The 24,679-nt window shown below is 39.3% G+C and carries 21 protein-coding genes; 10 read left to right on the plus strand and 11 right to left on the minus strand.

Going from position 1 to position 24,679, the window contains the following annotated elements; all coding sequences use genetic code 11:
• Positions 1-23: 23 nt before the first annotated feature.
• The gene (locus tag B4Z90_RS01870; RefSeq protein WP_115050685.1) at positions 24-1,631 is read left to right on the plus strand and encodes an acyl-CoA carboxylase subunit beta; all 1,608 of its coding nucleotides are present in this window, start codon (positions 24-26) and stop codon (positions 1,629-1,631) included.
• Between the two features lie 87 nt (positions 1,632-1,718).
• Here B4Z90_RS01870 and B4Z90_RS01875 read toward each other — a convergent pair whose 3' ends face one another.
• Together B4Z90_RS01875 and B4Z90_RS01880 are read right to left on the minus strand one after the other, a co-directional pair.
• A complete protein-coding gene (locus B4Z90_RS01875; protein ID WP_115050683.1) occupies positions 1,719-3,647 on the minus strand; it encodes an acetoacetate--CoA ligase in 1,929 nt (642 codons plus the stop codon).
• A gap of 122 nt (positions 3,648-3,769) precedes the next feature.
• Positions 3,770-4,816, minus strand: coding sequence for a ferredoxin--NADP reductase (locus tag B4Z90_RS01880; RefSeq protein WP_115050681.1), 1,047 nt, complete (start codon positions 4,814-4,816; stop codon positions 3,770-3,772).
• A gap of 261 nt (positions 4,817-5,077) precedes the next feature.
• Between B4Z90_RS01880 and B4Z90_RS01885 the strand changes: the two genes are divergently transcribed.
• Positions 5,078-5,794, plus strand: a complete 717-nt coding sequence (locus tag B4Z90_RS01885) for a superoxide dismutase (protein ID WP_115050679.1) — start codon at positions 5,078-5,080, stop codon at positions 5,792-5,794.
• Between the two features lie 53 nt (positions 5,795-5,847).
• Here the strand turns inward: B4Z90_RS01885 and B4Z90_RS01890 are convergent, their stop codons facing one another.
• The gene (locus B4Z90_RS01890) at positions 5,848-6,246 is read right to left on the minus strand and encodes an SRPBCC family protein (RefSeq protein ID WP_070567739.1); all 399 of its coding nucleotides are present in this window, start codon (positions 6,244-6,246) and stop codon (positions 5,848-5,850) included.
• Positions 6,247-6,265: 19 nt separating this feature from the next.
• Positions 6,266-6,916 carry an orotate phosphoribosyltransferase gene (pyrE, locus tag B4Z90_RS01895; protein WP_070567741.1) on the minus strand — a complete coding sequence of 217 codons (651 nt, stop codon included), beginning with the start codon at positions 6,914-6,916 and terminating at the stop codon, positions 6,266-6,268.
• A 22-nt stretch (positions 6,917-6,938) separates the two neighbouring features.
• Between pyrE and B4Z90_RS01900 the strand changes: the two genes are divergently transcribed.
• The 4 genes from B4Z90_RS01900 (at position 6,939) to B4Z90_RS01915 (ending at position 9,965) form a co-directional block, all read left to right on the plus strand.
• Positions 6,939-7,526: an NUDIX domain-containing protein gene (locus B4Z90_RS01900; protein WP_236560231.1), complete on the plus strand. Its 588-nt coding sequence runs from the start codon at positions 6,939-6,941 to the stop codon at positions 7,524-7,526.
• Positions 7,527-7,584: 58 nt separating this feature from the next.
• Entirely contained in the window at positions 7,585-8,301 is a 717-nt protein-coding gene (locus B4Z90_RS01905; RefSeq protein ID WP_070567745.1) for a 3-ketoacyl-ACP reductase, read from the plus strand.
• 120 nt (positions 8,302-8,421) lie between these two features.
• A complete protein-coding gene (locus B4Z90_RS01910) occupies positions 8,422-9,483 on the plus strand; it encodes an NADH:flavin oxidoreductase/NADH oxidase (protein WP_070567747.1) in 1,062 nt (353 codons plus the stop codon).
• Between the two features lie 89 nt (positions 9,484-9,572).
• Positions 9,573-9,965 carry a VOC family protein gene (locus B4Z90_RS01915; protein ID WP_070567749.1) on the plus strand — a complete coding sequence of 131 codons (393 nt, stop codon included), beginning with the start codon at positions 9,573-9,575 and terminating at the stop codon, positions 9,963-9,965.
• A 62-nt stretch (positions 9,966-10,027) separates the two neighbouring features.
• On the opposite strand, the gene infB is transcribed toward B4Z90_RS01915, so the two are convergent.
• From infB to B4Z90_RS01935, 4 genes are all read right to left on the minus strand, one after another.
• The gene (gene infB / locus B4Z90_RS01920) at positions 10,028-13,177 is read right to left on the minus strand and encodes a translation initiation factor IF-2 (protein ID WP_070567751.1); all 3,150 of its coding nucleotides are present in this window, start codon (positions 13,175-13,177) and stop codon (positions 10,028-10,030) included.
• Positions 13,178-13,280: 103 nt separating this feature from the next.
• Positions 13,281-14,522: a transcription termination factor NusA gene (gene nusA, locus B4Z90_RS01925; RefSeq protein WP_070567754.1), complete on the minus strand. Its 1,242-nt coding sequence runs from the start codon at positions 14,520-14,522 to the stop codon at positions 13,281-13,283.
• A gap of 5 nt (positions 14,523-14,527) precedes the next feature.
• Positions 14,528-14,992 carry a ribosome assembly cofactor RimP gene (gene rimP / locus B4Z90_RS01930; protein WP_070567756.1) on the minus strand — a complete coding sequence of 155 codons (465 nt, stop codon included), beginning with the start codon at positions 14,990-14,992 and terminating at the stop codon, positions 14,528-14,530.
• Positions 14,993-15,229: 237 nt separating this feature from the next.
• Complete coding sequence (locus B4Z90_RS01935) at positions 15,230-16,006, minus strand: XRE family transcriptional regulator (RefSeq protein WP_070567758.1); 777 nt, start codon at positions 16,004-16,006, stop codon at positions 15,230-15,232.
• A gap of 102 nt (positions 16,007-16,108) precedes the next feature.
• Here B4Z90_RS01935 and B4Z90_RS01940 point away from each other — a divergent pair, with 102 nt between their 5' ends.
• Positions 16,109-16,432 (plus strand): hypothetical protein, encoded by a 324-nt coding sequence (locus B4Z90_RS01940; protein ID WP_075993378.1) that lies wholly within the window; start codon positions 16,109-16,111, stop codon positions 16,430-16,432.
• Positions 16,433-16,507: 75 nt separating this feature from the next.
• Here the strand turns inward: B4Z90_RS01940 and B4Z90_RS01945 are convergent, their stop codons facing one another.
• Positions 16,508-18,901, minus strand: coding sequence for a penicillin-binding protein 1A (locus B4Z90_RS01945; RefSeq protein WP_083663678.1), 2,394 nt, complete (start codon positions 18,899-18,901; stop codon positions 16,508-16,510).
• Positions 18,902-19,284: 383 nt separating this feature from the next.
• Between B4Z90_RS01945 and rpoN the strand changes: the two genes are divergently transcribed.
• The 3 genes from rpoN to B4Z90_RS01960 all read left to right on the plus strand — a co-directional run bounded on the left by rpoN (position 19,285) and on the right by B4Z90_RS01960 (position 22,869).
• Entirely contained in the window at positions 19,285-20,751 is a 1,467-nt protein-coding gene (gene rpoN / locus B4Z90_RS01950) for an RNA polymerase factor sigma-54 (protein ID WP_075993380.1), read from the plus strand.
• 81 nt (positions 20,752-20,832) lie between these two features.
• Positions 20,833-21,708 (plus strand): carbon-nitrogen hydrolase, encoded by an 876-nt coding sequence (locus B4Z90_RS01955; protein ID WP_286801273.1) that lies wholly within the window; start codon positions 20,833-20,835, stop codon positions 21,706-21,708.
• A gap of 90 nt (positions 21,709-21,798) precedes the next feature.
• Complete coding sequence (locus B4Z90_RS01960) at positions 21,799-22,869, plus strand: agmatine deiminase family protein (protein ID WP_286801274.1); 1,071 nt, start codon at positions 21,799-21,801, stop codon at positions 22,867-22,869.
• A 33-nt stretch (positions 22,870-22,902) separates the two neighbouring features.
• Here the strand turns inward: B4Z90_RS01960 and agaR are convergent, their stop codons facing one another.
• Both agaR and B4Z90_RS01970 read right to left on the minus strand, forming a co-directional pair.
• Positions 22,903-23,664, minus strand: coding sequence for a transcriptional repressor AgaR (gene agaR / locus B4Z90_RS01965; protein ID WP_286801275.1), 762 nt, complete (start codon positions 23,662-23,664; stop codon positions 22,903-22,905).
• Between the two features lie 220 nt (positions 23,665-23,884).
• Entirely contained in the window at positions 23,885-24,673 is a 789-nt protein-coding gene (locus B4Z90_RS01970) for a GDP-L-fucose synthase (RefSeq protein ID WP_286801276.1), read from the minus strand.
• Positions 24,674-24,679 lie beyond the last annotated feature (6 nt).

Raw genomic sequence — 24,679 nt, forward strand, 5'->3', positions numbered from 1 at the left:
TTTTAAAACCAAGATTATAAATTATGAAGGAGCTACTCGCATTACTTCGCCAAAAAAGAGAAAATTTAAAATTCGGTGGCGGCATCGATAAAATAAAAAAACTGAAAGAAAAAGGCAAAATGTCAGCCTGGGAAAGAATAGAATATCTACTGGACCCAGACCGTGAGTATCTTGAAATAGGCATGTTTGCCGGCGAAGGAATGTACAAAGAACATGGTGGATGCATAAACGCAGGATGCGCAGCGGTACTAGGTTATGTAAAATCCAAACTATGCGTAATTGTCTCCAACGACGCGACTGTCAAAGCTGGGGCATGGTTCCCAATTTCTGCCAAGAAAAATCTACGCGCACAAGAAATTGCTATGGAAAACAACTTGCCAATTATCTATTTAGTAGATTCCGCCGGTGTATTTTTACCGCTACAAGATGAAATCTTTCCGGACAAAGAACATTTTGGACGTATATTCCGTAACAATGCCCGAATGTCCTCCATGGGAATACCTCAAATTGCAGCAATTATGGGAAGTTGCGTAGCAGGTGGCGCTTATTTACCTATTATGTCCGACTACGCCTTTATCGTCGAAGGAACGGGATCTGTATTTTTAGCAGGCCCTTACTTGGTCAAATCTGCGATAGGTGAAACTGTAGATGCAGAAACACTCGGCGGAGCTTCTACCCATTCGGAGATATCCGGCGTAACAGACAATAAATTTCCCGACGACCAAAGTTGTTTAGATGCTATAAAAAATGTTATCGATAAAATCGGTGGAAATCCAAAAGCTAATTTCGACAGAAAGATAAGCCTACCCCCAAAAACTGATCCGAGTAAAATAGTAGAGATTCTTCCCGAAGACAGGACAAAACCTTATCGCATGCAGGATATCCTGAATGCAATTGTAGACGCAGAGACTTTAGAAGAATACAAGCCAGATTATGGAAAAACCATTGTATGCGGCCTCGCCCGCATAGATGGCTGGGCTGTCGGGATCGTTGCTAATCAACGCGAGATCATTAAAGCCAAAAAACCTGGCAACACCATGGAAATGCAGATGGGCGGGGTTATCTATAGTGATTCAGCAGATAAGGCGGCGCGCTTCATCATGAATTGCAACCAGCAGCGCATTCCACTTGTTTTTTTTCAGGACGTCACTGGTTTTATGGTAGGGAGCCGATCTGAACAAGGGGGGATTATCAAAGACGGCGCAAAAATGGTCAATGCAATGGCCAACTCCGTAGTCCCAAAATTTACATTTATTGTCGGAAACAGTTATGGCGCAGGAAATTATGCAATGTGTGGAAAAGCGTATGACCCACGACTAATCTACGCTTGGCCTACCGCCCAAATGGCAGTCATGAGCGGTGCCGCAGCAGGCAAAACACTGTTTCAAATCCAAGAATCAGCTTTAAAGGCCAAAGGTCAAGAAATTAATGAAGAAGAGAAAAACGACCTCCTTAAATCCATCGAAGACCGGTACAACGAGCAATTGAGCCCATATTACGCTGCTGCGAGACTATGGGTTGATGGAATTATAGCACCTGAAGAAACACGAAAAGTTATCAGCATGGGAATTGAAGCTGCCAACGAAAAACCTATCTTAGACCGGTATAATGTAGGTGTTATACAGGTCTGAGTGGAGTAAAGTTAAATTCGAAAACCCCTCAAACGGCAAACTTCGTCATCTGAGGGGGTTTTTAAATTAGCTATTTTATAGCTATATTTAGGATCTTCTCCAGATTTTGCTAATCGCTTCAAAGTCCAACAAAGATTCTCGATTCCGCATAATGTCTACTGACACCGCTTTTTCTACAGGTATCCCCGAAAAGATTTTCTTAATAGGCAGCTCCAGTTTTTTACCGCTTAACGTATAAGGAATAGCCGCTACTTGAAAAATATCGTCAGGCACATGTCGCGGACTATATTGCTGCCGAAGCACCCGTTTAATCTCACCTTTTAACATGTCATTCAATAAGCCAGTGTCCAATTGAACAAAAAGCAACATATCAGATGATCCATCTTCATGATCTACGCAAATAACCAAACTATCCAAGACCCCCTCGGTTCTATTTAAAACATTATAGATCTCCGCAGTACCAATACGTACGCCGCCACGGTTCAGAGTTGCATCTGAACGCCCGTACATAATTACTCCATCATGGTCAGTAATCTTAATCCAGTCACCATGACTCCAAACACCGCTATATTTATCAAAATAACTATCGAAGTATTTTTTATTCGCCCCATCGTTCCAAAAATAGATGGGCATGCAGGGCATGGGAGCTAAAATAACGAGTTCTCCAACCTCCCCATAAAGTGGATGACCATTCTCATCAAATGCTTCTATCTTAGCTCCTAAGGTGCGGCATTGAATCTCTCCTGCATAAACATCACGCAAAGTGCACCCCGAAAGAAAGGCGCTGCAAACGTCTGTACCACCACTTAATGAGACAATTTGACTTTTTGGAAACTGTACATTTAGCCATTCAAACACATCTGGCGGAAGTGGTGAGCCTGTTGACCCTATTGTTTTCGGCTGATAAGCCATGGATTTTAAATCTTGATCTTGACAGGAGATGAGATAAGCAGCCCCAACGCCAAAATGATCCACCTTACTTTCTTGTGCAAACCTCCATAAACTCAATTTGTCGGGATAATTCGTAGCTCCATCATATATACACAATGTATTTCCCATTAAAAGGGCCGAAAGCGCATAATTCCACATCATCCATCCTGTAGTAGAATACCACATAAATCGATCGCCGTCTTGCACATTTTGATGCAGTCCAAGTGCTTTCATATGTTCCAGCAGCATACCACCAACTCCATGTGTAATGGCTTTAGGCTTCCCGGTAGTTCCCGAAGAATACAAAATCCATATTGGAGCATCAAAAGGCATTGCCGTAAATTGGAGCTTAACTTGTGTAAGATCCTTTTTCAGAATCTCTTCCCAAATAGGATCATCAATCAAAACACAAGCCACTAATGATGGTAGCCGCTGCGAAAGTTGCTGAATACTTTCCGCCTTTTCAAAAAGACGTCCATTATAGTAATAACTGGAATTTGCGAAGAGTACTTTGGGTTCAATCTGCTCAAAACGTTCCTGAATACTTGCCTCCCCAAAGTCGGGCGAACAACAGGACCAAACCGCACCGATGGAATTAGCAGCCAAAAATAACGCAACTGCTTCGATGCCATTAATCAATACACCAGCTACACGATCTCCACTTTGTACACCTAATTCTTTCAAATAGACTTGGAGTCTGAGAACCATGGATTCCAACTCAGTCCATGACACCTCTCTTTTAGCATGCTGTTCAGATTGAAAGATTAATGCAGGACGCTTTTCCGTTGTGTTCCGAAATACGTGTTCAGCATAATTCAAAGTAGCCCCACTAAACCACTTTGTCCCAATAAAGCTTGTGGAATCTGCCGGTAACTCGACAATGTTTGTAGGAGCTGAATGAAATTTTAAATTAAAATAGGCGGCTATACTCTTCCAAAAATTAGCCAGTTCCGTCGTTGACCATGCCCAAAGGTCCTGATAGGATGGAAAGAATAAGCCATGCTCATTCTCCACATATTGTTTAAACTTATTGATCTCAGCTAGAGATTTTTGCTCTTCTGTTGGGCTCCAGAGTAATTTTCCCATAATAGTTAGCTATAAAACGGTTATATTCAAACTTAGGTAAATTTACGTGTATATGCAATTTTAAATAGCTATAACGCCCTATAACAACACACTGTATTTTCGGATTAAATACAGATGTTAAATTATAGTACTTCAATAGCCGTATTCATTTCTACCGGATGCCCCGTGCACAAAAGTATCCTTCCTTGTTCAACTTCGCGATCTGTTAAAACCTCATTATAATCCATTCTTACTTTACCTCTTGTACACTGTGAAATACAGGTACTACACATACCGGATTTACAAGAATACGGCAACTTAATTTTATGTTCCAGCCCGATGTCCAAAATAGATTTGTTATATGGCACTTCAAGATTATAGGTTTTACCTTGAAAATATAATTCGATAGCATAGGTCGTTGTATCAACTTCCTTTTCGGTCTCGTCATCATCATCCTCTTCATTTTCGGGCAATAGAAATGTCTCTCGTTTTATCTGATTGGAATCAAATCCCATCCCCAAAAGGGTAAAACGACATAGATCCATATAAATCACAGGACCGCAGGTATAAAACAAGGCATCTTCCTTATTTCCAAACAAATGATCGTTAACAATAGCATGTATATAATCTCTATTCAACCTGGCCTTCATCAAGTTTTTACTATTGGAGTAAATCCACACAATTGTTAAACGATCAGGAAATCGGTCTGCCCAACCCTCCAATTCGGATCGAAACGGTGTTAATTCCAGCGTACTATTACTGTAAATTAACACTATTTTAGACTTACTTTCCGCAAGAAGCGCTGTTTTGAGAATAGCGTACAAGGGTGTGATGCCAATTCCAGCAGCAAACAAAAATAAGGTCCGAATCTTTTCCGGTTCAGGTTCATATACAAACAAACCCTGAGGTTCCATCGCGTTGACGATATCCCCCTCCACAATAGTATGGTGGAGCAGTCGAGATATTTCCCCATTTTCGACACGCTTAACAGTGATGCTTAAGGGCTCATTATTATCCGGCGAACTATTAAAAGAATAAGAACGACGTACCTCACGGTCACCAAACACAAAAGAAAGCGTAATAAACTGCCCAGCTTTATAGGAAGGATAGTCTCCTGCTATAGACTCAAGCTGAAAAGTAAGGTTATTATTAGGTTGGGGGATGATTTTTGAAATCCTTAATGTATACATAGATCAAACTTAGCTAAATTTGATTTTATAAACAATTATAATTCTTTAGCCAACCTGTCCTATAACTGCCATGAAATGCCTTTAAAACAATAGAAATTAGGGGTAGCAAAATTACCGTACATCAAAATTCAAAACAAAGTATGCTGCTCTACAGATGAATTTATAACAATTTTGTTGTATTACAATTAACAGACAATTCTTGGACAATATTTGCAAAATTTCACGTTATATTTATATCAAAACTAATCACAATAAGATTATATGCAAACACGCAGAAACTTCCTTCAAAATGCAGCAAAAGCTACGCTAGGCATCGCTGTATCTGGATCAATATTACAAGATATTGCTTCCGCGAAAGCTACTGAATTACATGCCGCTACCTTAAAGTTTTCCCAAGTAAAATTACCATTCAGTTATGCCGCTTTGGAGCCTAATATTGATGCGTTGACGATGGAAATCCATTATACAAAGCACCATATGGCCTATATTAATGCCGTTAACGAAGCCATTCTTGCTGAAAACATCAAGGAAGCCTCAGAGGAGCAACTTCTAGCAAACATATCTAAGTACTCTCCAAAAGCAAGGAATAATGCTGGAGGAGCCTGGAACCATAACTTTTTTTGGGAAAGTCTGTCCGATAAGCCGAGCCAGCCATCCGAAAAATTATTGACTATGATCAATAAGACATTTGGTTCTCTAGACAAATTCAAAGAACAGTTTGCCGCTGCAGCAACCTCACGATTCGGTTCGGGATGGGCCTGGTTGCTTTTGGATGACTCAGGTAACTTAAAAATTAGCTCTACTCCAAACCAAGACAATCCTTTAATGGATGTTGCAGAGGTAAAAGGTATTCCCATTTTAGGTCTTGATGTATGGGAGCATGCTTATTACCTGCACTATCAAAACAAAAGAGCTGATTATATTAAAAATTGGTGGAATATTGTGAATTGGAAAAAAGTCAATGAAAGACTAGCATAAAAAAAGCTCGATTATTACTAATCGAGCTTTTTTTATATTCGCTATGAACCAACCTACCCTAGCTTTTCTTTTAATTTGTTGACCTGAAAGTCAACCAATTTTTGAAGCGGCCCAGAAGCGATCATTTTCATCATCATGTTGAGATCAGCATCTATGATAAAGGTTGCCTTTGTCACTGTATCAGCAATAACTTGCAATTCCCAACGAAGAGTTACGTCAAAAGGTGCCTTCTCTAAAGGAGTCAACTTAATAAGATGATTCTCAACACGCTCTTCTACGCGAAGAGCCAATTTTGCCATATTCTGTATTGTAAATCGCGCCTCGTCCGTAGTCGAAGACCAATTGTAGATATTTTCAGGCATCAACTGCTCATGATTGTTGAGATCCGCCAAAAACGCATACACCTCGCCGACATTTTTGTTGATTTCTGTTGTATTCTGAATAGTAGTCATAACGATAAATTAATCCTCTTTATTGAAAATTGTCGCCCCAAGTAGCCGGGTTCAATCGCCACTTTTTCAAGATCTCAATATCCTCTTCCAATACATAACTATTTTCAGCAGCGACCTGAATCAAAGCATCATAATTACATAGACTGAAATAAGGACATTTTGCATCAGCAAAATTATCAGTAGCTTGTTGCAATCCATAAGTAAAAATAGACACCAAGCCAACAACATTGCAGCCAGCCTCACGTAACGCCTTTACAGCCACTAAACTACTCTTACCTGTCGAAATTAGATCTTCAATTACAACTACGCGTTGACCGCTAACTACTTCACCTTCAATTAAATTCTGACGACCATGATCCTTAGCTGAGCTTCTGACATAAGAAAATGGTAGTCCCAAATCCTGTGCTACCAAAACGCCTTGTGGAATACCTGCCGTAGCAACTCCAGAAATCATATCCACTGATCCAAACTCTTCTTGAATAAGCTTAGAAAGCTTTTGACGAATGTATGTACGAATCGCAGGATGAGATAAAGTGATACGGTTATCACAGTAAATTGGAGACTTCCAACCCGACGCCCATGTAAAAGGACTTTTAGGTTGCAATTTTATTGCTTTAATTTGCAATAAGGATTCAGCAACTTTTTGTTCAACCTCATTTAAATTATTCATGGCGCAAATTTATAAAATTTATATGAACGAAACCGTGCTAATTTTAGCAGATTTTGTTCCATCGAAAATCAAAAACCCACAAACAATTAGTTTTCAAGAGATTGACCTCCAAAAACTTTTCAAACAATCTGAAATTGATAAAGTTCCAAAAACATATCTCTACATCAACAAGGATTTTGAAACCGTATTTCAAAACTTAAAAAATAAAATTAAGCTCATTAAAGCTGCAGGTGGGCTGGTGAAAAATGGTGATGGAGACTATCTTTTTATCTACCGATTAGGAAAATGGGATCTTCCGAAAGGTAAAGTGGAAGAAAATGAAAAAATGCGGGAAGCAGCTGTACGCGAAGTTGAAGAGGAATGTGGCATCAAAATCAACTACTTAGGAAAAAAAATCACCACATCATACCATACCTATTTTTTGCGAAATGGAGAATTCGTCTTAAAAGCAACGAACTGGTATGAAATGGGAGTCAACAAAGTCCCTAAATTGATTCCGCAAACTGCAGAAGATATCACAAAAGCAGAATGGCGTCATGTGGACCAATTTGAAGACATACGCAACAATACTTACCCCATTATCGAAAATATCCTAAAAAAGGCAAAATAAATTGCCTTTCTTAGGATCATCTGACAGGAATAAAAAAGATCATGCCTATTTTTATATTATGGAAAATATAACAGGAAAAAGAGCCTTAATTACGGGTGGTGCGCGAGGATTGGGGAAAGCGATTGCCTATGCATTAGCGAAAGAAGGTGTTCATATCGCGATTACCGGTAGAAATGAAGCTGCTTTAAAGGATACGGCCACGGAACTTGCCGAGCTGGGCACTGAGGTCACTTATGCCGTCTTTGACGTATCAAATTATAGTGCAGTACAGGAGGAGATCGAGCGATTGAAAAATACCTTCGGTAGCTTTGACATATTAGTTAACAATGCGGGAGTAGCATCGTTTTCCACTGTGCTCGACATGGATGTTGCCGATTGGACATCGATCATTCAAACGAATCTCCTGGGTACATATTTTGTTACAAAAACTATTCTTCCGCAACTGATTGAAAAAAATCAAGGCGATATCATAATGGTATCTTCGACTGCCGGATTAAATGGCGCAGCCACCACTTCCGCTTATAGTGCATCGAAGTTTGGCGTCATCGGCTTCGCCGATTCTTTAATGCGGGAAGTACGGAAAAACAATATTCGGGTATGTACACTTATGCCTAGTACGATTGCCTCGGATATGTCCAAAGATCTTGGACTTACCGATGGTGATCCAGAAAAAGTTCTTCAGCCTGAAGATTTCGCGGAGCTGATCATTGCTAATTTAAAACTACCAAGAAGAGCCATGTTAAAATCAGCTTCTTTATGGTCTACAAATCCCTAATAATCGAATAGCTATTCATCAGGGTCAAATACAGCCCTTTTAATAGCTTTCTTTTATGATACAAAGAAATTGATTAAGATAGGAGCTTTCATTGCTCCTATCTTCTATAAACAAGCAATTATGAGTCAATTATTTTCATCAGTAAACATCGGAAATTTACAATTGAAAAATCGTTTGGTTGTATCCCCAATGTGTCAATACTCGGCAAAAGATGGTTTTGCAAATAACTGGCATTTGGTTCATTTGGGCCAATTTGCAATCGGCGGAGCTGCAGCAGTAATACAAGAAGCAACAGCAGTTAGCCCTGACGGTCGAATCAGTGATGGAGACCTTGGTTTATGGGACGACCAGCATATCGAAAAATTAAAAGAAATAACCGAGTTCATTAAAGCAAATAATTCCATACCTGGCATACAACTTGCCCATGCAGGCCGCAAAGCAAGCAGCAATAAACCTTGGCTTGGCAGGAATCAATTTTCACCAACGGACCCTCAGGGCTGGCAAACAGTTGCTCCATCTGCAATAGCTTTCCATGCAGGAGATTATGAACCACAGGAACTTGATGTTTCCGCCATTGAAAATCTGATTGAACAATTTGGAACAGCGACGAAAAGAGCAATCCAAGCCGGCTATGAAATTATTGAACTCCATGCAGCACATGGATATCTGATCCATCAATTTCTTTCACCACTGAGCAACTTACGAAAAGACACTTTCGGCGGGATCTTTGAAAATAGAATACGCTTTCTTATTGAAATTGTGAAAAGAGTAAAACAAGAAATAACAAGCCAAAGTTTATGGGTACGTATTTCAGCAACTGACTGGGCCGAAGCCGGCTGGGACTTAAAGCAATCCATAGCCTTATCACAACAGCTATATGCATTGGGGGTAGACCTGATTGATGTTTCAAGTGGAGGATTGGTCTCCTATCAAAAAATAGATGTAGGACCAGCATATCAGCTCCCTTTCGCCACCGCTATTAAGGAGAATACCAAGAATAACGTTGCCACTGTAGGTTTAATTAAAACTGCTATTGAAGCATCCGAGATCATTACGCGAAAGCAAGCAGATTTAATCTTAATCGCACGGGGATTTCTTGATGATCCACACCTTCCATTACATTTTGCCAAAGAATTAGACGCTGAAGTTCCTTGGCCTAAACAATATGAAAGAGCAAAATAATAGGAGAGACATGGTAAAATAGTCTGTATATGCTCCATATCCTAAACGGACAAAAGATATAACAAATGCCATGAGATAAGTATTTAAAGATGAAATTAAACCTCAACAAGATACATCATATTGCCATTATCTGTAGCAATTATGAACGTTCAAAGAAATTCTACACGGGCATACTGGGCCTGGAGATTGCTAGAGAATATTATCGTGCGGAACGTGATTCTTACAAACTGGACCTCAAACTCAACGATCATTACATTATAGAACTTTTTTCGTTCCCATCACCGCCTAATCGGCTCAGCTTTCCAGAAGCTGCCGGTTTAAGACATCTTGCATTCGAAGTCGATAATCTCGACATCGAATTAAATAAGCTCGAAAAAGCAGGTGTATCACATGAAGGGATCAGAATAGACGAGTTAACAAATAAACGCTTTACATTCTTCTTTGATCCTGATCAGGTTCCAATAGAACTATACGAACGTTAAAACAGAAAGCGGCATTGATNNATCAATGCCGCTTTCTGTTTTATTAGTGTACCACTAAGTGATTACAATTTACGTTTCACTTCAACTTGTTCGTAAGCTTCAACAATATCTCCTACTTGAATATCGTTGAAACGGTCAATATTCAAACCACATTCATAACCCATTGAAACTTCTTTCACATCGTCTTTAAAACGTTTCAACGATGCCAGTTTACCAGTATGAATTACAACACCATCTCTGATTATGCGGATATCATTATTTCTATTGATCTTACCTTCTTTAACCATACATCCGGCAATCGTACCCACTTTAGAAATTTTGAAGGTTTCTCTGATTTCAACCTCAGCAACGATTTTCTCTTCAAATTTCGGCGCCAACATACCCTCCATCGCAGATTTGATTTCATCAATCGCATCATAGATGATCGAATATAAACGTACATCAATTTGCTCGTTCTCTGCCAACTTACGTGCGTTTTGTGTTGGACGTACTTGGAAACCTATGATAATCGCATCGGAAGCAGAAGCTAACAATACATCTGATTCAGAGATTGCACCCACTGATTTGTGAATGATATTAACCTGAATTTCGTCAGTAGACAATTTCAATAATGAATCTGATAATGCTTCAATAGAACCGTCCACATCACCTTTAACGATAATATTAAGTTCTTTAAAGTTACCGATAGCCAAACGACGACCGATTTCATCCAAGGTAATATGTTTAGTTGCACGCATGCCTTGCTCGCGTTGTAACTGAAGACGTTTGTTAGCTACAGTTCTAGCTTCAGACTCGCTTTCAAGAACATAAAGCTTATCCCCTGCTGTTGGTGCGCCGGCCATACCCAAGATTTGCACTGGAACAGAAGGTCCCGCCTCTTTAACACGTTCACCTCTTTCATTAGTCAAAGCCTTCACCTTACCTGAATGCGATCCCGCTAAAATAGGGTCTCCAACACGTAATGTACCACTTTGTATCAACACCGTTGTCACGATACCACGACCTTTATCCAAAGCTGCTTCAATTACTGAACCAACAGCACGTTTTTTCGGATCAGCTTTTAGATCTAACATCTCAGCTTCCAATAGAACTTTCTCTAATAATAGGTCAACATTTTCCCCCGTTTTTGCTGAAATCTCTTGCGCTTGGAACTTACCGCCCCAGTCTTCAACTAAGATATTCATCGCAGAAAGCTGCTCACGGATTCTATCAGGATTTGCTCCCGGTTTATCTACTTTAGTAAATGCAAATACGATTGGAACTCCTGCTGCCTGCGCGTGGTTGATCGCTTCTTTTGTTTGCGGCATGACGGCGTCGTCAGCTGCGATAACAATAATAACAATATCTGTTACTTTGGCACCACGGGCACGCATCGCTGTAAAAGCCTCGTGACCAGGAGTATCCAAGAAAGTGATCTTCCGACCATCCTCCAATTTCACCGCGTATGCACCGATATGTTGGGTGATACCACCCGCCTCACCAGAAGTAACGTTCGCCTTACGGATATAATCCAGTAAAGAGGTCTTACCATGGTCGACGTGTCCCATGACCGTTACAATAGGCGCTCTTGAAATCAAGTTCTCTTCTGTATCCGGTTCCTCCAATTCAGCAGTCTCCTCATCCTCAGGTTTGATAAACTCTACCTGATAACCAAATTCATCCGCTACAATGGTTAAAGTTTCCGCATCTAAACGCTGATTAATTGACACGAACATACCCAAACTCATACAAGTTGCAATAATTTGGGTTACCTGAACGTCCATCAAATTAGCTAATTCGTTTGCAGTTACGAACTCTGTAACACGCAATACTTTTGCCATCATTTCTTGCTCCATTGCAGCTTCTTCCGCATGTTGAGCAACATCATCACGTTTCTGACGTCTCAATTTGGCACGTTGCGCAAATTTACCAGATTTACCTGCACCACTCAAACGAGCAAGTGTTGCTTTGATTTGATCTTGGATTTCCTTTTCAGTAGGTTCTTCCTTATTCTCAACAGGTCTTCCCTTACCTCTATTGTCAAAACGATTACCGTGTTGCGGTCTCGTACCTTGTCCTGGTCTACCTGAGTGTTGGTTGTTACCTCCTTGTCCCGGTCTACCTGGGTGTTGGTTGTTGTTTTGCCCTTGACGATTGTTCGGGTTGTTGTTAGGACCATGATTCCCACCTCGGTTACCTCCTTGTTGGTCCCGGTTGTTGGGATTGTTACCATCGCGCGGTCCACGGTTTTGATTATTATGACCTTGACCTTGCCCCGCATTTGGGTTTACTGGACCATTTGGATTCGTACGCTTACGCTTACGTTTCTCATTATTATTTCCAGCATTTGAAGATGAAGCCACTGGTTTGTGGGAAGGTCTAGCAGATGGTAATTCAATTTTACCAATGACTTTAGGACCTGTCAATCTTTCCGCACGAGCAGAAATAATTTCATCTCCTTGTTTTTTCGCAGGCTCCACTATTGGAGTTACTGGCACAGCTTTCGGCGCTGTTTCTTCTTTTTTCTTGTCTTCTACCTTCACAGGTTCAGTTTTTGTCTCTACAACCGGAGTTGCTTTTACTTCAGTTTTATTTACTTCGGGTTTTTCTATTTCAGCTTTTGGTACAACAACTTCCGGCTTCTTTTCAATAACCTTTGGTTCTTCTTTTTTCGCTTCAACAATAGGCGCTTTGACTTCGGCTTCCTTCTTTTCTTCCACCTTAGCTTCAGCTTTAGCCTCTACAGGCGTTTCTTTAATGGTTTTTGGTTCCTCCTTAACAGGTTCTTCCTTCTTGACCTTACTTCCGCCTCTATTCAATGCGTCAAGATCAATCTTACCAACCACCTTCATACCACCTTGATGAACGGGCTCCTCCACTTTTGCAGGAGTAGTTTCCTTAACAGAAGGGATTTCTACTGTATTCTTGACCAAGATTTCCTTGGATTCATCATGATCTTCGAAATCCTCATTCTTAGATGATTCCTTAGGAGAAGAGGACGGCGACTCCTCACGACGAATTTTGCCAATCACAATTTGTTTAGCTTCATCTTTCAGTGATTTGTCTCCCTGAAACTCTTTTAACAGCACACCATACATCTCTCCGCTCAATTTAGTGTTAGGCTTTGCTTCTACATCATATCCTTTTTTCACTAAACATTCCACGGCGGTATGTATCCCGATGTTGAGTTCCTTTGCTGCTTTAAGCAAGTTTGTTCCTTTTCCTTCAGTCATCTATAATATAAACTATTTTAATATAATTACAAAAATATGTTTTTTTCCATCCATAAACAATTTATTCCGAATGTTAGATAGAAAAAAATTAACGAGCTGAATTTTATTCAAATTCAGCTTGTAAAATACGTACAATCTCACGAACAGTATCCTCTTCCAAATCGGTACGTCTAACCAGCTCTTCCTCGCTAAGAGACAACACCGACTTCGCTGAATCCAAGCCGACACGCTTCAATTCATCAATAACCCAGCTTTCAATCTCATCGCTGAATTCTTCGATATCGACATCTTCATCAAACTCGTCATTTTCGCGATAAACATCTATTTCATAACCAGTCAATTTACCAGCCAATTTAATATTATGTCCCCCACGTCCAATGGCTAAAGAAACTTGATCCGATTTTAAATATACAGCCGCAGTCTTATTTTCTTCATCGATTTTGATTGAGCTAATTCTTGCAGGGCTCAAAGCACGAGCGATGTACAACGAATGATTTGTTGTAAAATTAATTACATCAATATTCTCATTACGCAGCTCACGAACGATACCATGAATACGAGACCCCTTCATACCAACACAAGCTCCTACAGGATCAATACGATCGTCATAAGACTCAACAGCAACCTTTGCTCTTTCCCCTGGCTCACGAACGATTTTCTTGATCGTAATCAAACCATCGAAAATCTCAGGAACCTCAAGTTCAAATAAACGTTGTAAGAACGCAGGTGCAGTACGTGAAATAATAATCTTCGGATTATTATTCATCATATCTACTTTATGCACAACTGCGCGAATGCCATCTCCCTTTTTGAAATAGTCAGCTGGGATTTGCTCTGATTTAGGAAGAATTAATTCATTCCCGTCCTCATCCAATACCAAGATCTCCTTTTTCCAAATCTGATAGACCTCACCAATGACCAACTCTCCTTCTCTATCTTTATATTTCTTAAAGACCTCGTCTTTTTCCAATTCCAAAACCTTAGATACAAGCGTCTGACGTGCCGCTAAAATTGCACGACGACCAAAGCTTTCCAATGTGATCTGTTCAATAAAATCATCACCTACTTCCAAATCTTCATCATGCTTTCTAGCTTCCGCTAATTCGATTTCAAGGTCATCATCTTCTGAAAACTCATCTTCAACAACGACACGCGTCCTCCAAATCTCCAAATCTCCGTTATCTGGATTCACGATAACATCCACATTTTCATCCGTACCAAAACGACGACGGATCATACTACGAAAAACCTCTTCCAATACTGTAATAACAGTAGGTCTATCGATATTCTTAAACTCCTTAAACTCTTGAAAAGAGTCTATCAGATTGATGTTGCTGTTACTCATTATTATTAAAATGAAATTACCACTTTTGTTGCTTTTATTTGATCAAAAGGAAGTTCTTTTTCTACCTCTTGTGCTTTTTTACCTTTTTCTTTTATCTTTTGAAGAACATTGATCTTCATCTCGTCTACGGTCAATAATGTACCTTCAACTTTTGTATTATCGTTCAACTTTACCTGAACTGTACGACCTATATTCTTTTGATACTGTCGGATATTAACAAAATTAGCATCAATACCTGGAGATGAAACCTCTAAACGGTAAGCATCATCAACTACATTTTCCTCCTCCAAGTGGAAACCAACATGACGGCTCACCTGTGCGCAATCATCAATATTCACACCATTATCTCCGTCCAAAAGAATCTCGAGAATTTTATTTGGGCGCATCTTCACACTGACGATAAACAAATCCTCGCGATCTGCAATTTTTTCCGCGATGAGTTCAATAACTCTCTTTTCTATATGCTGCATTGTTCTGTTTCTAGAAATGCTAAATTAATTGAATTAAAAAAAGGGGGCAATACGAGCCCCCTTCCTTTCAGATATGCAAATATAGCATTTTATAAAATAAAAAACAAACTTAGATAGATTGTTTTTATATTCAATATACCTACAGTCCCTATAAAAATAAGCTATCGATCGCTCCTCAGTCCTTGCAATCATCTTCACAGCGTGACTAAATAATAAAAATACGTAGATAATTCTCCACTATTTAGAACCATCCACCACTGCATTAATCGTCTTCTGCATTTGCGCCATCATGCTTGTCAGGGTTTCTATGGTTGGCTCCGGAGTAGGTTCGGGCAGCTGTGTACTGATAAAAGCCTTAGCCTTCCACACTTCAAGAATATCAGCAGTCTCTACCCAATAAGGCTCATAGGTCTTATTATCAGAAACAAGCTTCAAACCTTTATCCTCTTTAAATTTAAAAGCAACGCGTTTATACACCACACCATCTTCTTTCGACACGACAATATAGGTACTTCCTGGTTTAATATCATGCCAATTTTCTACGTATTCGGCCACAATAATAGAACCAGAAGGTAAAGGCAACATCGAATCCCCTTTTATTTCAAAAGCACGAAATGTCCCCTGACCAAACATAGGCAGCGAAAACTTAGGCAACTCAGCAACATATTCCGGATCACCATACCCATTTAAATACCCGGCACTAGCCTTAACCGGAACAAGTTCGATATTTTCACGATCATCCGCATCTACAGTCACACTAAGCACCCTTAAATTTGAGGCATTGCTTTTGGGAACCGGCTTCCATTTATCATCAATAACATCGTTTGCCAATTCATCCATAGTCAAACCATAGAATTCGGCAATCTTCTTTAATAACTCATATTTGGGCTCTGCTCGATCTTCCTCGTACGCGCCCACAGACGCACGCTTAATTTCCATAAGATCAGCAAATTGTTGCTGTGTGATTTTTTTTCCTTTTCGAAGGAACTTCAGATTGGACGAAATATTTGACATATTATTTTTTCAAAAAAATATTTTGCAAAAACTAATTTTATTAGTAATATTGTGCCAATAAAATTAGTAAATATATTTTAAACGTCCAAATAATTTAGCATTATGAACAATTTTATTGTATATATATCAACTGACAACAATCGTAAACACTTCAAAATCGGCCTCAGTTCCAACATCTTTAGTACAGTAATGGAATTACAGCAATCCAATAGTTTTATTTTCAACCAAGGCCCCAGTTTAAATCGAATAATCTACACAGAATCTTTCACGAATTCAGAGACCGCCAATAAGAGAATAAGCGAACTACAACATTTTACAACCATGCAAGTCGAACGGCTCATTCGTAAATACAACCCTAACTGGAATAATCTTTTTCCACAGCAACACCAAGCGTTCGCCAAGAGAGATTCCAACCACGCAGCCTAGCATAAAAAAAGCCACCTTAGTTAAACTAGGGGGCCATCTTTATTTTTTAGATAGAATCCTCTTTAATAAGTAGTATCAGTTTTGACTACCAACCTCCTCCAACGAGGATGACCCTTCGCTACTCGTTCCACTATCAGCACCTTCATGATTACGCTCAACAGGATGCTCCGCTCCCTCTTCCTCAGGTCCGATAAATCCTTCATCAGCGGGCTCTTCTACCTGTGTGGAATCACTCTGATCTGGCTCTGGATCACTATAACGCGGAGTTTCGCACTTGTAAGATTTCGTAATTTCAACTGTAGGACTAGGAAACTTACCTTGCGTATACCCCAACTGTTTATCTTTATAAACAGACTCCATATATACCCCAAATATCGGTAATGCTGTACGAGAACCTTCTCCCGAATGAGAATTTTTAAAGTGAATACTCCGCTCGTCACAACCAACCCAAACACCTGTAACCAAGTCTTTGGTCACCCCCATATACCAGCCATCCACATATTCCGAAGAAGTACCTGTCTTTCCGCCGATTTCATTTTCCTTATCAAATAAATCCCATTCCCACAATCCCTGAGATGTACCCCCAGGTTCTTCCATACCACCACGCAACATATACGTCATCAACCAGGCATCTTGCTTATCCACCACTTGTTTGCGCTCCGCCTGAAAAGTAGCAATAACATTACCATCATGATCTTCGATCTTAGACACTAATAAAGGAGTGACACGCTCACCGTGATTCATCATCGTCGAGTACCCATTCACCATTTCAAAAACAGAAACATCATTAGGCCCTAACCCCACAGAGGCAACCGGATTTAATTTACTTGTGATACCACAACGATGTGCCGCATCAACAACTTTCGCAGGCGTAACCATGTCAGTTAACTGAACCGTAACCGAATTGATGGAACGTGCCATTGCATGACGCAACGACATTTCACGATAGGAAAAATTCCAGTCTGCATTTTTAGGTTCCCATATCTCCACGGAATCCCCTTTATCAATCTTGATCGTAACAGGCTTGTCGGTAATCTTATCACATGGAGACATCCCTGACTCCAAGGCAGCCAAGTATACAAAAGGTTTAAATGTAGACCCCGCTTGTCGCTTCGCCTGCATCACGTGATCATACTTAAAATATTGATGGTTGATCCCACCCACCCATGCTTTAATTTCACCCGAATACGGATCCATAGACATCATGCCTGCATTTAACATCATGGCATAATATTTCAAAGAATCCATTGTAGACATATCCTTTTCGATCTTACTGCCATCCTTCCAATTATAAACTTCGATCTTCTTCTTTTTATTCAGAAAGTAATTGATGCTATCAGGGGTATTTGCATATTTCTTACTCAAAAAAGCATAATAAGGAGTTTTCTTTGCCAAATTATCCAGGAAGTTGGGGATAACTTTACCTGATAAATCACGCCAAGGCTCCTGTCCCTCCCAGGTGTTATTTAGACGTTGCTGTAATTCAATCATTTGTTTCGCCACAGCCTCTTCAGCATGCTTTTGAAGTTTAGAATTTATCGTCGTGTAAATTTTCAAACCGTCTGTATAGATATCATAATTGTTATCCTCAGACCATTTTTCCAACCACTTAGCTACTGCAGCACGTAAGTAAGAATCTCCACCCGCATTAAGATCTTGACTATTTGTATTCAAAACAATCTTCTCCTTAACCAGATTATCATACTCTTCTTTTTTCAGAAAACCACCTTTATACATTTGACTTAAAACGGTGTTTTTTCGCACAAAAGCATTTTCGGGATTACGAATAGGATTATATAAAGTCGTACCTTTTAACATGCCAATCAAAACAGCAGCTTCGGTCTGATTCAATTGATTCGCTCCTTTTGAAAAATAGCGCTTTGCAGCAGTTTCAATCCCATAGGCATTATTACTGAAGGATACCGTATTTAAATACATCTCCAATATCTGATTTTTGGAATAACGTTGCTCCAATTTATAAGCCGTCATCCACTCCTTAAACTTCGTGATCACCAAGCCCGCGACGGGAAGACGCGTCAACAATCCACCGGCCTTATTATAACGTGTACGATAAAGATTTTTAGCTAACTGTTGCGTAATTGTACTTGCACCACGCTTATCCCCTTTTAATGTAGAGATAATACCTGACCCTAGACCAAAAAAATCAACACCATTATGACTATAAAAACGCACATCCTCAGTTGCTATCAACGCATTAGTAACAGACTTCGGAATGCTATCAAATGGAATTGGATTTCTATCCTCGTCGAAATAACGACCAATTAAAACACTATCTGCCGTGTATAATTCCGTGGAGATATTCACACTGGGCATAACAATATCCTTTTTTGTCGGAGAATAACCAAAGAGCCACAGAAAATTCAATTGTATAGCACACACCAATATAATGATAAAATATATTGCTATAAGGAGATAACGAAGAATCCTATTCTTAATACGTTTAAACATAAATGGAAATTTATCTTATATTCAACACATCCGACCAGCAAAAGGTTTTACGCCCGTCCAATATGCCTTTTTATCTATTTTCAGGGGCTAAATATACAACTAAATAAATCGCTGTAATCAACTATTTACATTTTTTAACAATAAAAAACACCTGCCAAACAACTGTAAAATACGACATAATTCGAAAGGGTGGATTTTGGAAATTACAGCCACGATTAAACAACAAAAGACCTATAGGTAGAAAAAGGCCTAGTCTCAAATTTCTTTGCAACTTTTTCCCGCGTTCCACAAATATTATACCCATTTTTTATTTATTATCGATTTTATTTTAAAATAATAATGATATTTGTTTAAATTTAGATGTAAAAAAGTCAACTATTAGCATGTTAAAACAAACATTACAACAAAAGCTATTACAGAAATTGTCCCCGCAGCAAATACAATTTATAAAATTGTTGCAGGTTCCGACTGTTTCATTAGATGCGAGAATCAAGGAAGAATTAGAAGAAAACCCTGCGTTAGAAGATGGTAGCTTGACTAATATGACCGATCCTATAGAAGAATACCCCGATAAAGATCCAGATGACAACTTTGACAATGAAGACGGATTCGATTCAGAAGACTTTAGTTTAGAAGACTATATCCAGGAAGATGATTTCAAAGATTATGGCAATGGCTATGACTACGGAGATGACGATGACGACCGAAAAGAAATGCCTGTTGCAATTCAGCACTCCTTTTATGAGCAGTTACAACAACAATTAGACCTTTTAGCTTTAGATGACAAGCACTTTTTAATTGGCCAGCAAATTATTGGCAGTCTGGACGATGACGGCTATTTACGCCGGCCCATCATCAATCTTGTCGACGACCTCGCTTTTGGCCAAAATGTAATGACCGATGAACAGGAAGTATTGGATATGCTAAAGGTAATTCAAGATTTTGAGCCTGCAGGAATTGGAGCACGAGATCTGCAAGAGTGCCTATTGATCCAATTACAAAAAAAGGACACACAAAATCCCACAATCAAACTCGCTATTAAAGTCGTAGCGAATTACCTGGAAGAATTCACTAAAAAGCATTATGATAAATTAGAAAAATCTTTAGGCGTTTCATCAGAAGATTTAAAAAACGTAGTCAACGAAATTCTAAAACTTAATCCAAAACCAGGAGATTCTGGCGCAGTAGCAGGCAAGCAACTACATATTATCCCGGATTTCCATATCAGCAATAATGATGGAACACTGCATTTGACTTTAAATGGCCGAAATGCACCTGAGCTCCGCATAAGTCGTGATTACCAACACATGTTTGAACATTACGAGAAATCGGATCAAAAGGATAAAAAAATGAAAGAGGCTGTGCAATTTGTCAAACAAAAACTTGACTCAGCCAAATGGTTTATAGATGCAATAAAACAGCGTCAACAAACTTTACTCAAAACAATGAATGCAATTATGGAATACCAATACGATTATTTCCTTACAGGTGATGATCGAAAGTTAAAACCCATGATATTGAAAGATATCGCTGATAAAATCGACATGGATATATCCACGGTGTCACGGGTAGCAAATTCAAAATATGTACAAACAGAATTTGGAACGTTTCTACTAAAATCATTTTTCTCCGAAGCCATACAAACAGATTCTGGAGAAGAAGTTTCTAATAAAGAAGTTAAAAAAATATTAGAGGAGTGTATTTCAAAAGAAAATAAACGGAAACCATTGGCTGATGAGAAACTCACCGAGATTCTCAAAGAAAAAGGCTACAATATCGCACGGCGAACAGTAGCGAAATATCGGGAGGCATTAAATATTCCCGTGGCAAGATTAAGAAAAGAGCTCTAAGAGCTCTTTTTGCTTTCCCTACCGACCAAATCCAAATTAAGAATAGTATCTTTGTGCTTGAATTAAAATAAGCATTAAAGAATGAGCAAAGTAAAAGTTGGAGTTGTACAGATGAGCTGTACCGCAAGCAAACAAGAGAATCTCGAAAAAGCTATCGCTAAAGTAAAAGAAGCCGCTGCAAAAGGTGCGCAAATTGTGTGTCTGCAAGAACTATTTACCTCTTTATATTTCTGCGATGTAGAAGATTATGACAATTTCGCATTGGCTGAATCTATCCCTGGGCCATCGACCGATGCACTATCAGCTGTTGCCAAAGAAGCAGGAGTCGTCATTATCGCTTCATTATTTGAAAAGAGAGCTGAAGGACTGTATCATAACACAACCGCTGTATTAGATGCTGATGGTTCCTATCTAGGGAAGTATCGCAAAATGCATATTCCCGATGATCCTGCGTTTTATGAAAAATTCTATTTTACACCAGGGGATTTAGGCTACAAAGTATTCAAAACAAAATTTGGAAAAGTAGGTATATTAATCTGCTGGGATCAATGGTATCCTGAAGCATCTCGAATCACTGCGTTGATGGGTGCAGAAATCTTATTCTACCCGACTGCCATTGGATGGGCAACAGACCAAGATGAGGAGACCAACAAAGATCAATATAACGCATGGCAAACAATACAACGCTCACATGCAGTCGCTAATGGTGTTCCTGTTGTATCCGTTAACCGCGTAGGATTTGAACAAAATGGTGCAATGAAGTTCTGGGGCGGAAGCTTCGTAACGAACGGACAGGGAAAATTGCTTTACCTCGGTTCACATGACAAAGAAGAAATTGAGGTTGTCGAATTGGACTTAAATGAATCGGACTATTTCAGAAAACATTGGCCATTTTTGAGAGACCGAAGAATCGAAACATACGCACCGATCACCAAGCGTTTTATAGACGAAGACTAATATTGGATATACAAGCCATTTCGGTTTCGAACGCACATAGCCGTGCAGATACGAACTGAAATGGCTTTTTTAATCCCCTTTAAAATAAGTATGGCACAAAAAAAGACATTCACACAGGCATATTTTGACAATTCCCCCAAAAATCAGGGATTCTCATTTCCCGCAGAATGGGCAAAGCAAGAGGCTTTATGGTTGAGCTGGCCACATAAAGAGGAATCTTGGCCAGGGAAAATCGAAACTATCTACAAACCTTATTGCGAATTTATTAAAGTCGTAGCAGCTGGGCAGAAAGTAAGAATTAACGTTGCGAATGAAGAAATGCGAGATTTTGCGATTGAAGCATTAAAAAAAGTAACAGCAGATTTTAGCAATATTGAGTTCTATTTTAATCCGACCAACGATGCTTGGTGCAGGGATCACGGCCCGGCTTTTATCATCAACCAGACAACAAATCAAAAAGCAGTTGTCGATTGGGGCTATAACGCATGGGGCGGGAAATATCCGCCTTTCGATTTAGACGATGTCGTTCCGACACGCATTGCCAAAGAATTTAACCTTCCTTTATTTACCCCGGATATCGTCATGGAGGGTGGTTCAGTTGAATTCAATGGAGCAGGAACTATTATGACTACGACAGCCTGTCTAATGAATGAAAACCGAAATCCGCACCTAACAAAGGAACAAGTAGAGACTTATTTAAAAGAATTTTACGGACAGGAGCAAGTGCTATGGCTAGGAGATGGTATCGTTGGCGATGATACAGATGGGCATATTGATGACATTACTCGTTTTGTTAACGAAACAACGGTTTTAACTGTCGTGGAAGAAGATCCGACAGACGAAAACTATGAAATACTTCAAGAAAATCTAGAAACACTTCGTTCATTCAAGCTTTTAAATGGCGAATCACTTCGTATTATTGAACTTCCAATGCCGGCACCGGTTATCTATGACGACACCAGATTACCTGCTTCATATGCAAACTTCTATATTGCAAACGAAGTCGTAGTTGTACCGATCTTCAATGACAAAAATGACCAAAGAGCGCTAGATATCATCCAAAGCTGTTTCCCGACTCGCAAAGTCGTCGGTATCAATTCGGTTGATATTATTTGGGGATTAGGAAGTTTTCATTGTTTAAGTCAGCAAGAACCAGCTTAACTAGAAAAGCTGTCCTTAACTGGACAGCTTTTTTTATACAACAATAACATTGACCCCAGCTTTTTCCAACGATTCAACAAAGCTTGAATTTACTTTATCGTCTGTAATTAGCACATCAATTTTATCAAAACCACAAATTCGTCCGAAACTTCGACGTCCAAATTTAGAAGAGTCTGCCAGTACAACAACTTTTTGCGCTGTATCAATCATAATGCGATTTAATTGTGCTTCCTGAGCACTAGACGTTGATACGCCGTATTCCAGATCAATCCCATCTACCCCCAAAAACAATTTACTGCAATAAAAATCCTGCAATAAATTTTCCGCATATTTTCCAGTTACAGATGTAGACGTTTTACGAAGTGTCCCTCCCATCTGCATGATTTCAACCGAAGGATATTTTATTAATTCCATAGCGACATTCAATGCAGATGTTACTACGGTAATATTCCCTTTAGGAACAATCTGCTTCGCCAGCGACTGCATGGTTGTCCCTGAAGCAATAATAATTGAATCATTTTCTTCGATCATTTCAGCGGCCTTTTTACCTATTCTACTCTTATCGTCCGAACGAAGCTTCTCTTTTTCGAATACGGTACGGTCAGTCGTATAAGGATTATACTGTGTTGCCCCGCCATGCGTTCTAAACAACAATCCGCTATCTTCCAACAAGGTCAAATCTTTCCGAATGGTCACGGAGGAAACACCCAATTCCTCACATAGATCAATTACTTGAACTACGCCGACTTCCTTTAATTGTTTTAAGATATATTGATGTCTCTCTACATTTGTCATGGCTCTATTATAATAAGCTGTTAAAATACTAAATCTATTATCGGTTTGTTTAAAGGAATATGTCGATATCTGGAAAATATCCTTCGATATCGATAAATTTCAACAAATATGACATTCTACTTAAATTTCCCTCAGTAGAATTAAGGTTAAAATAATGAAATTATTTAATTTTTTCACCTTGATAATCACAAATTCATTTTTCTTTTCAAATAGAAATAAATCAAAATTGCAAAGGATCCGGTAAGATAAACTGATATTCCAATTCCTCTTGAAGTAATTTTCCGCTAACGATTTTTTGAACGGCATCCGTGGCTTCGAATGCTAGCGGCAAAGCATAGCCATATTTTTTTGCCGAGGCTAGAATAACATCCATTTTCTTTGGATGTAAGGGTGCAACAACATTATAAATAGCATGTCTTAGCAAATGGCAAGATGCCTCCTCTATTAGCTTGACCGCATCGTCGATATGAACAAAATTGGCTGGCTGCTCCCCTGTCGTACAGATACGTTCGGAAAAATATTTGGCAAAAACACGATTTTTACCAAATAGACCTCCTAAACGATAAACAATGGTATGAGCCAATCCCAACATACACTTCTCCGCGAGGAAGAGTTTTGACGAAAGCTCTGCTGTATCAGCATAGGACTCATCAAATACAACATCTTTGTCTGGATAGATCCCAATAGAACTCAAGAAAACCTGTTTTCTCCATGTAATATGACCAAAAAATAATTTGATGTTTGAAAATCTGTTTTCAATAACCGTTAAACTATTTTTCTGACTTGCGGGTATACTGTTCAATACGAAGTCAAATTGATCAGGTAAATCGGCCTTTTCTGGAAAGCTTTCACAATCAAAGTCTAGGATAAACGAAAAAATACCATCAGCTTTAAGCCGATGGTATTTTTCATATGTTGTCGTACTTGCCCAAACCTCATGGCCTTGACGCTTCATGTGTATCGCAAAAGACTCTGCGAGCCAACCGCATCCCAAAATGAGTATCTTCATACGACG

The sequence above is a fragment of the Sphingobacterium sp. UBA5639 genome (assembly GCF_002421245.1).
Lineage (GTDB): Bacteria > Bacteroidota > Bacteroidia > Sphingobacteriales > Sphingobacteriaceae > Sphingobacterium > Sphingobacterium multivorum.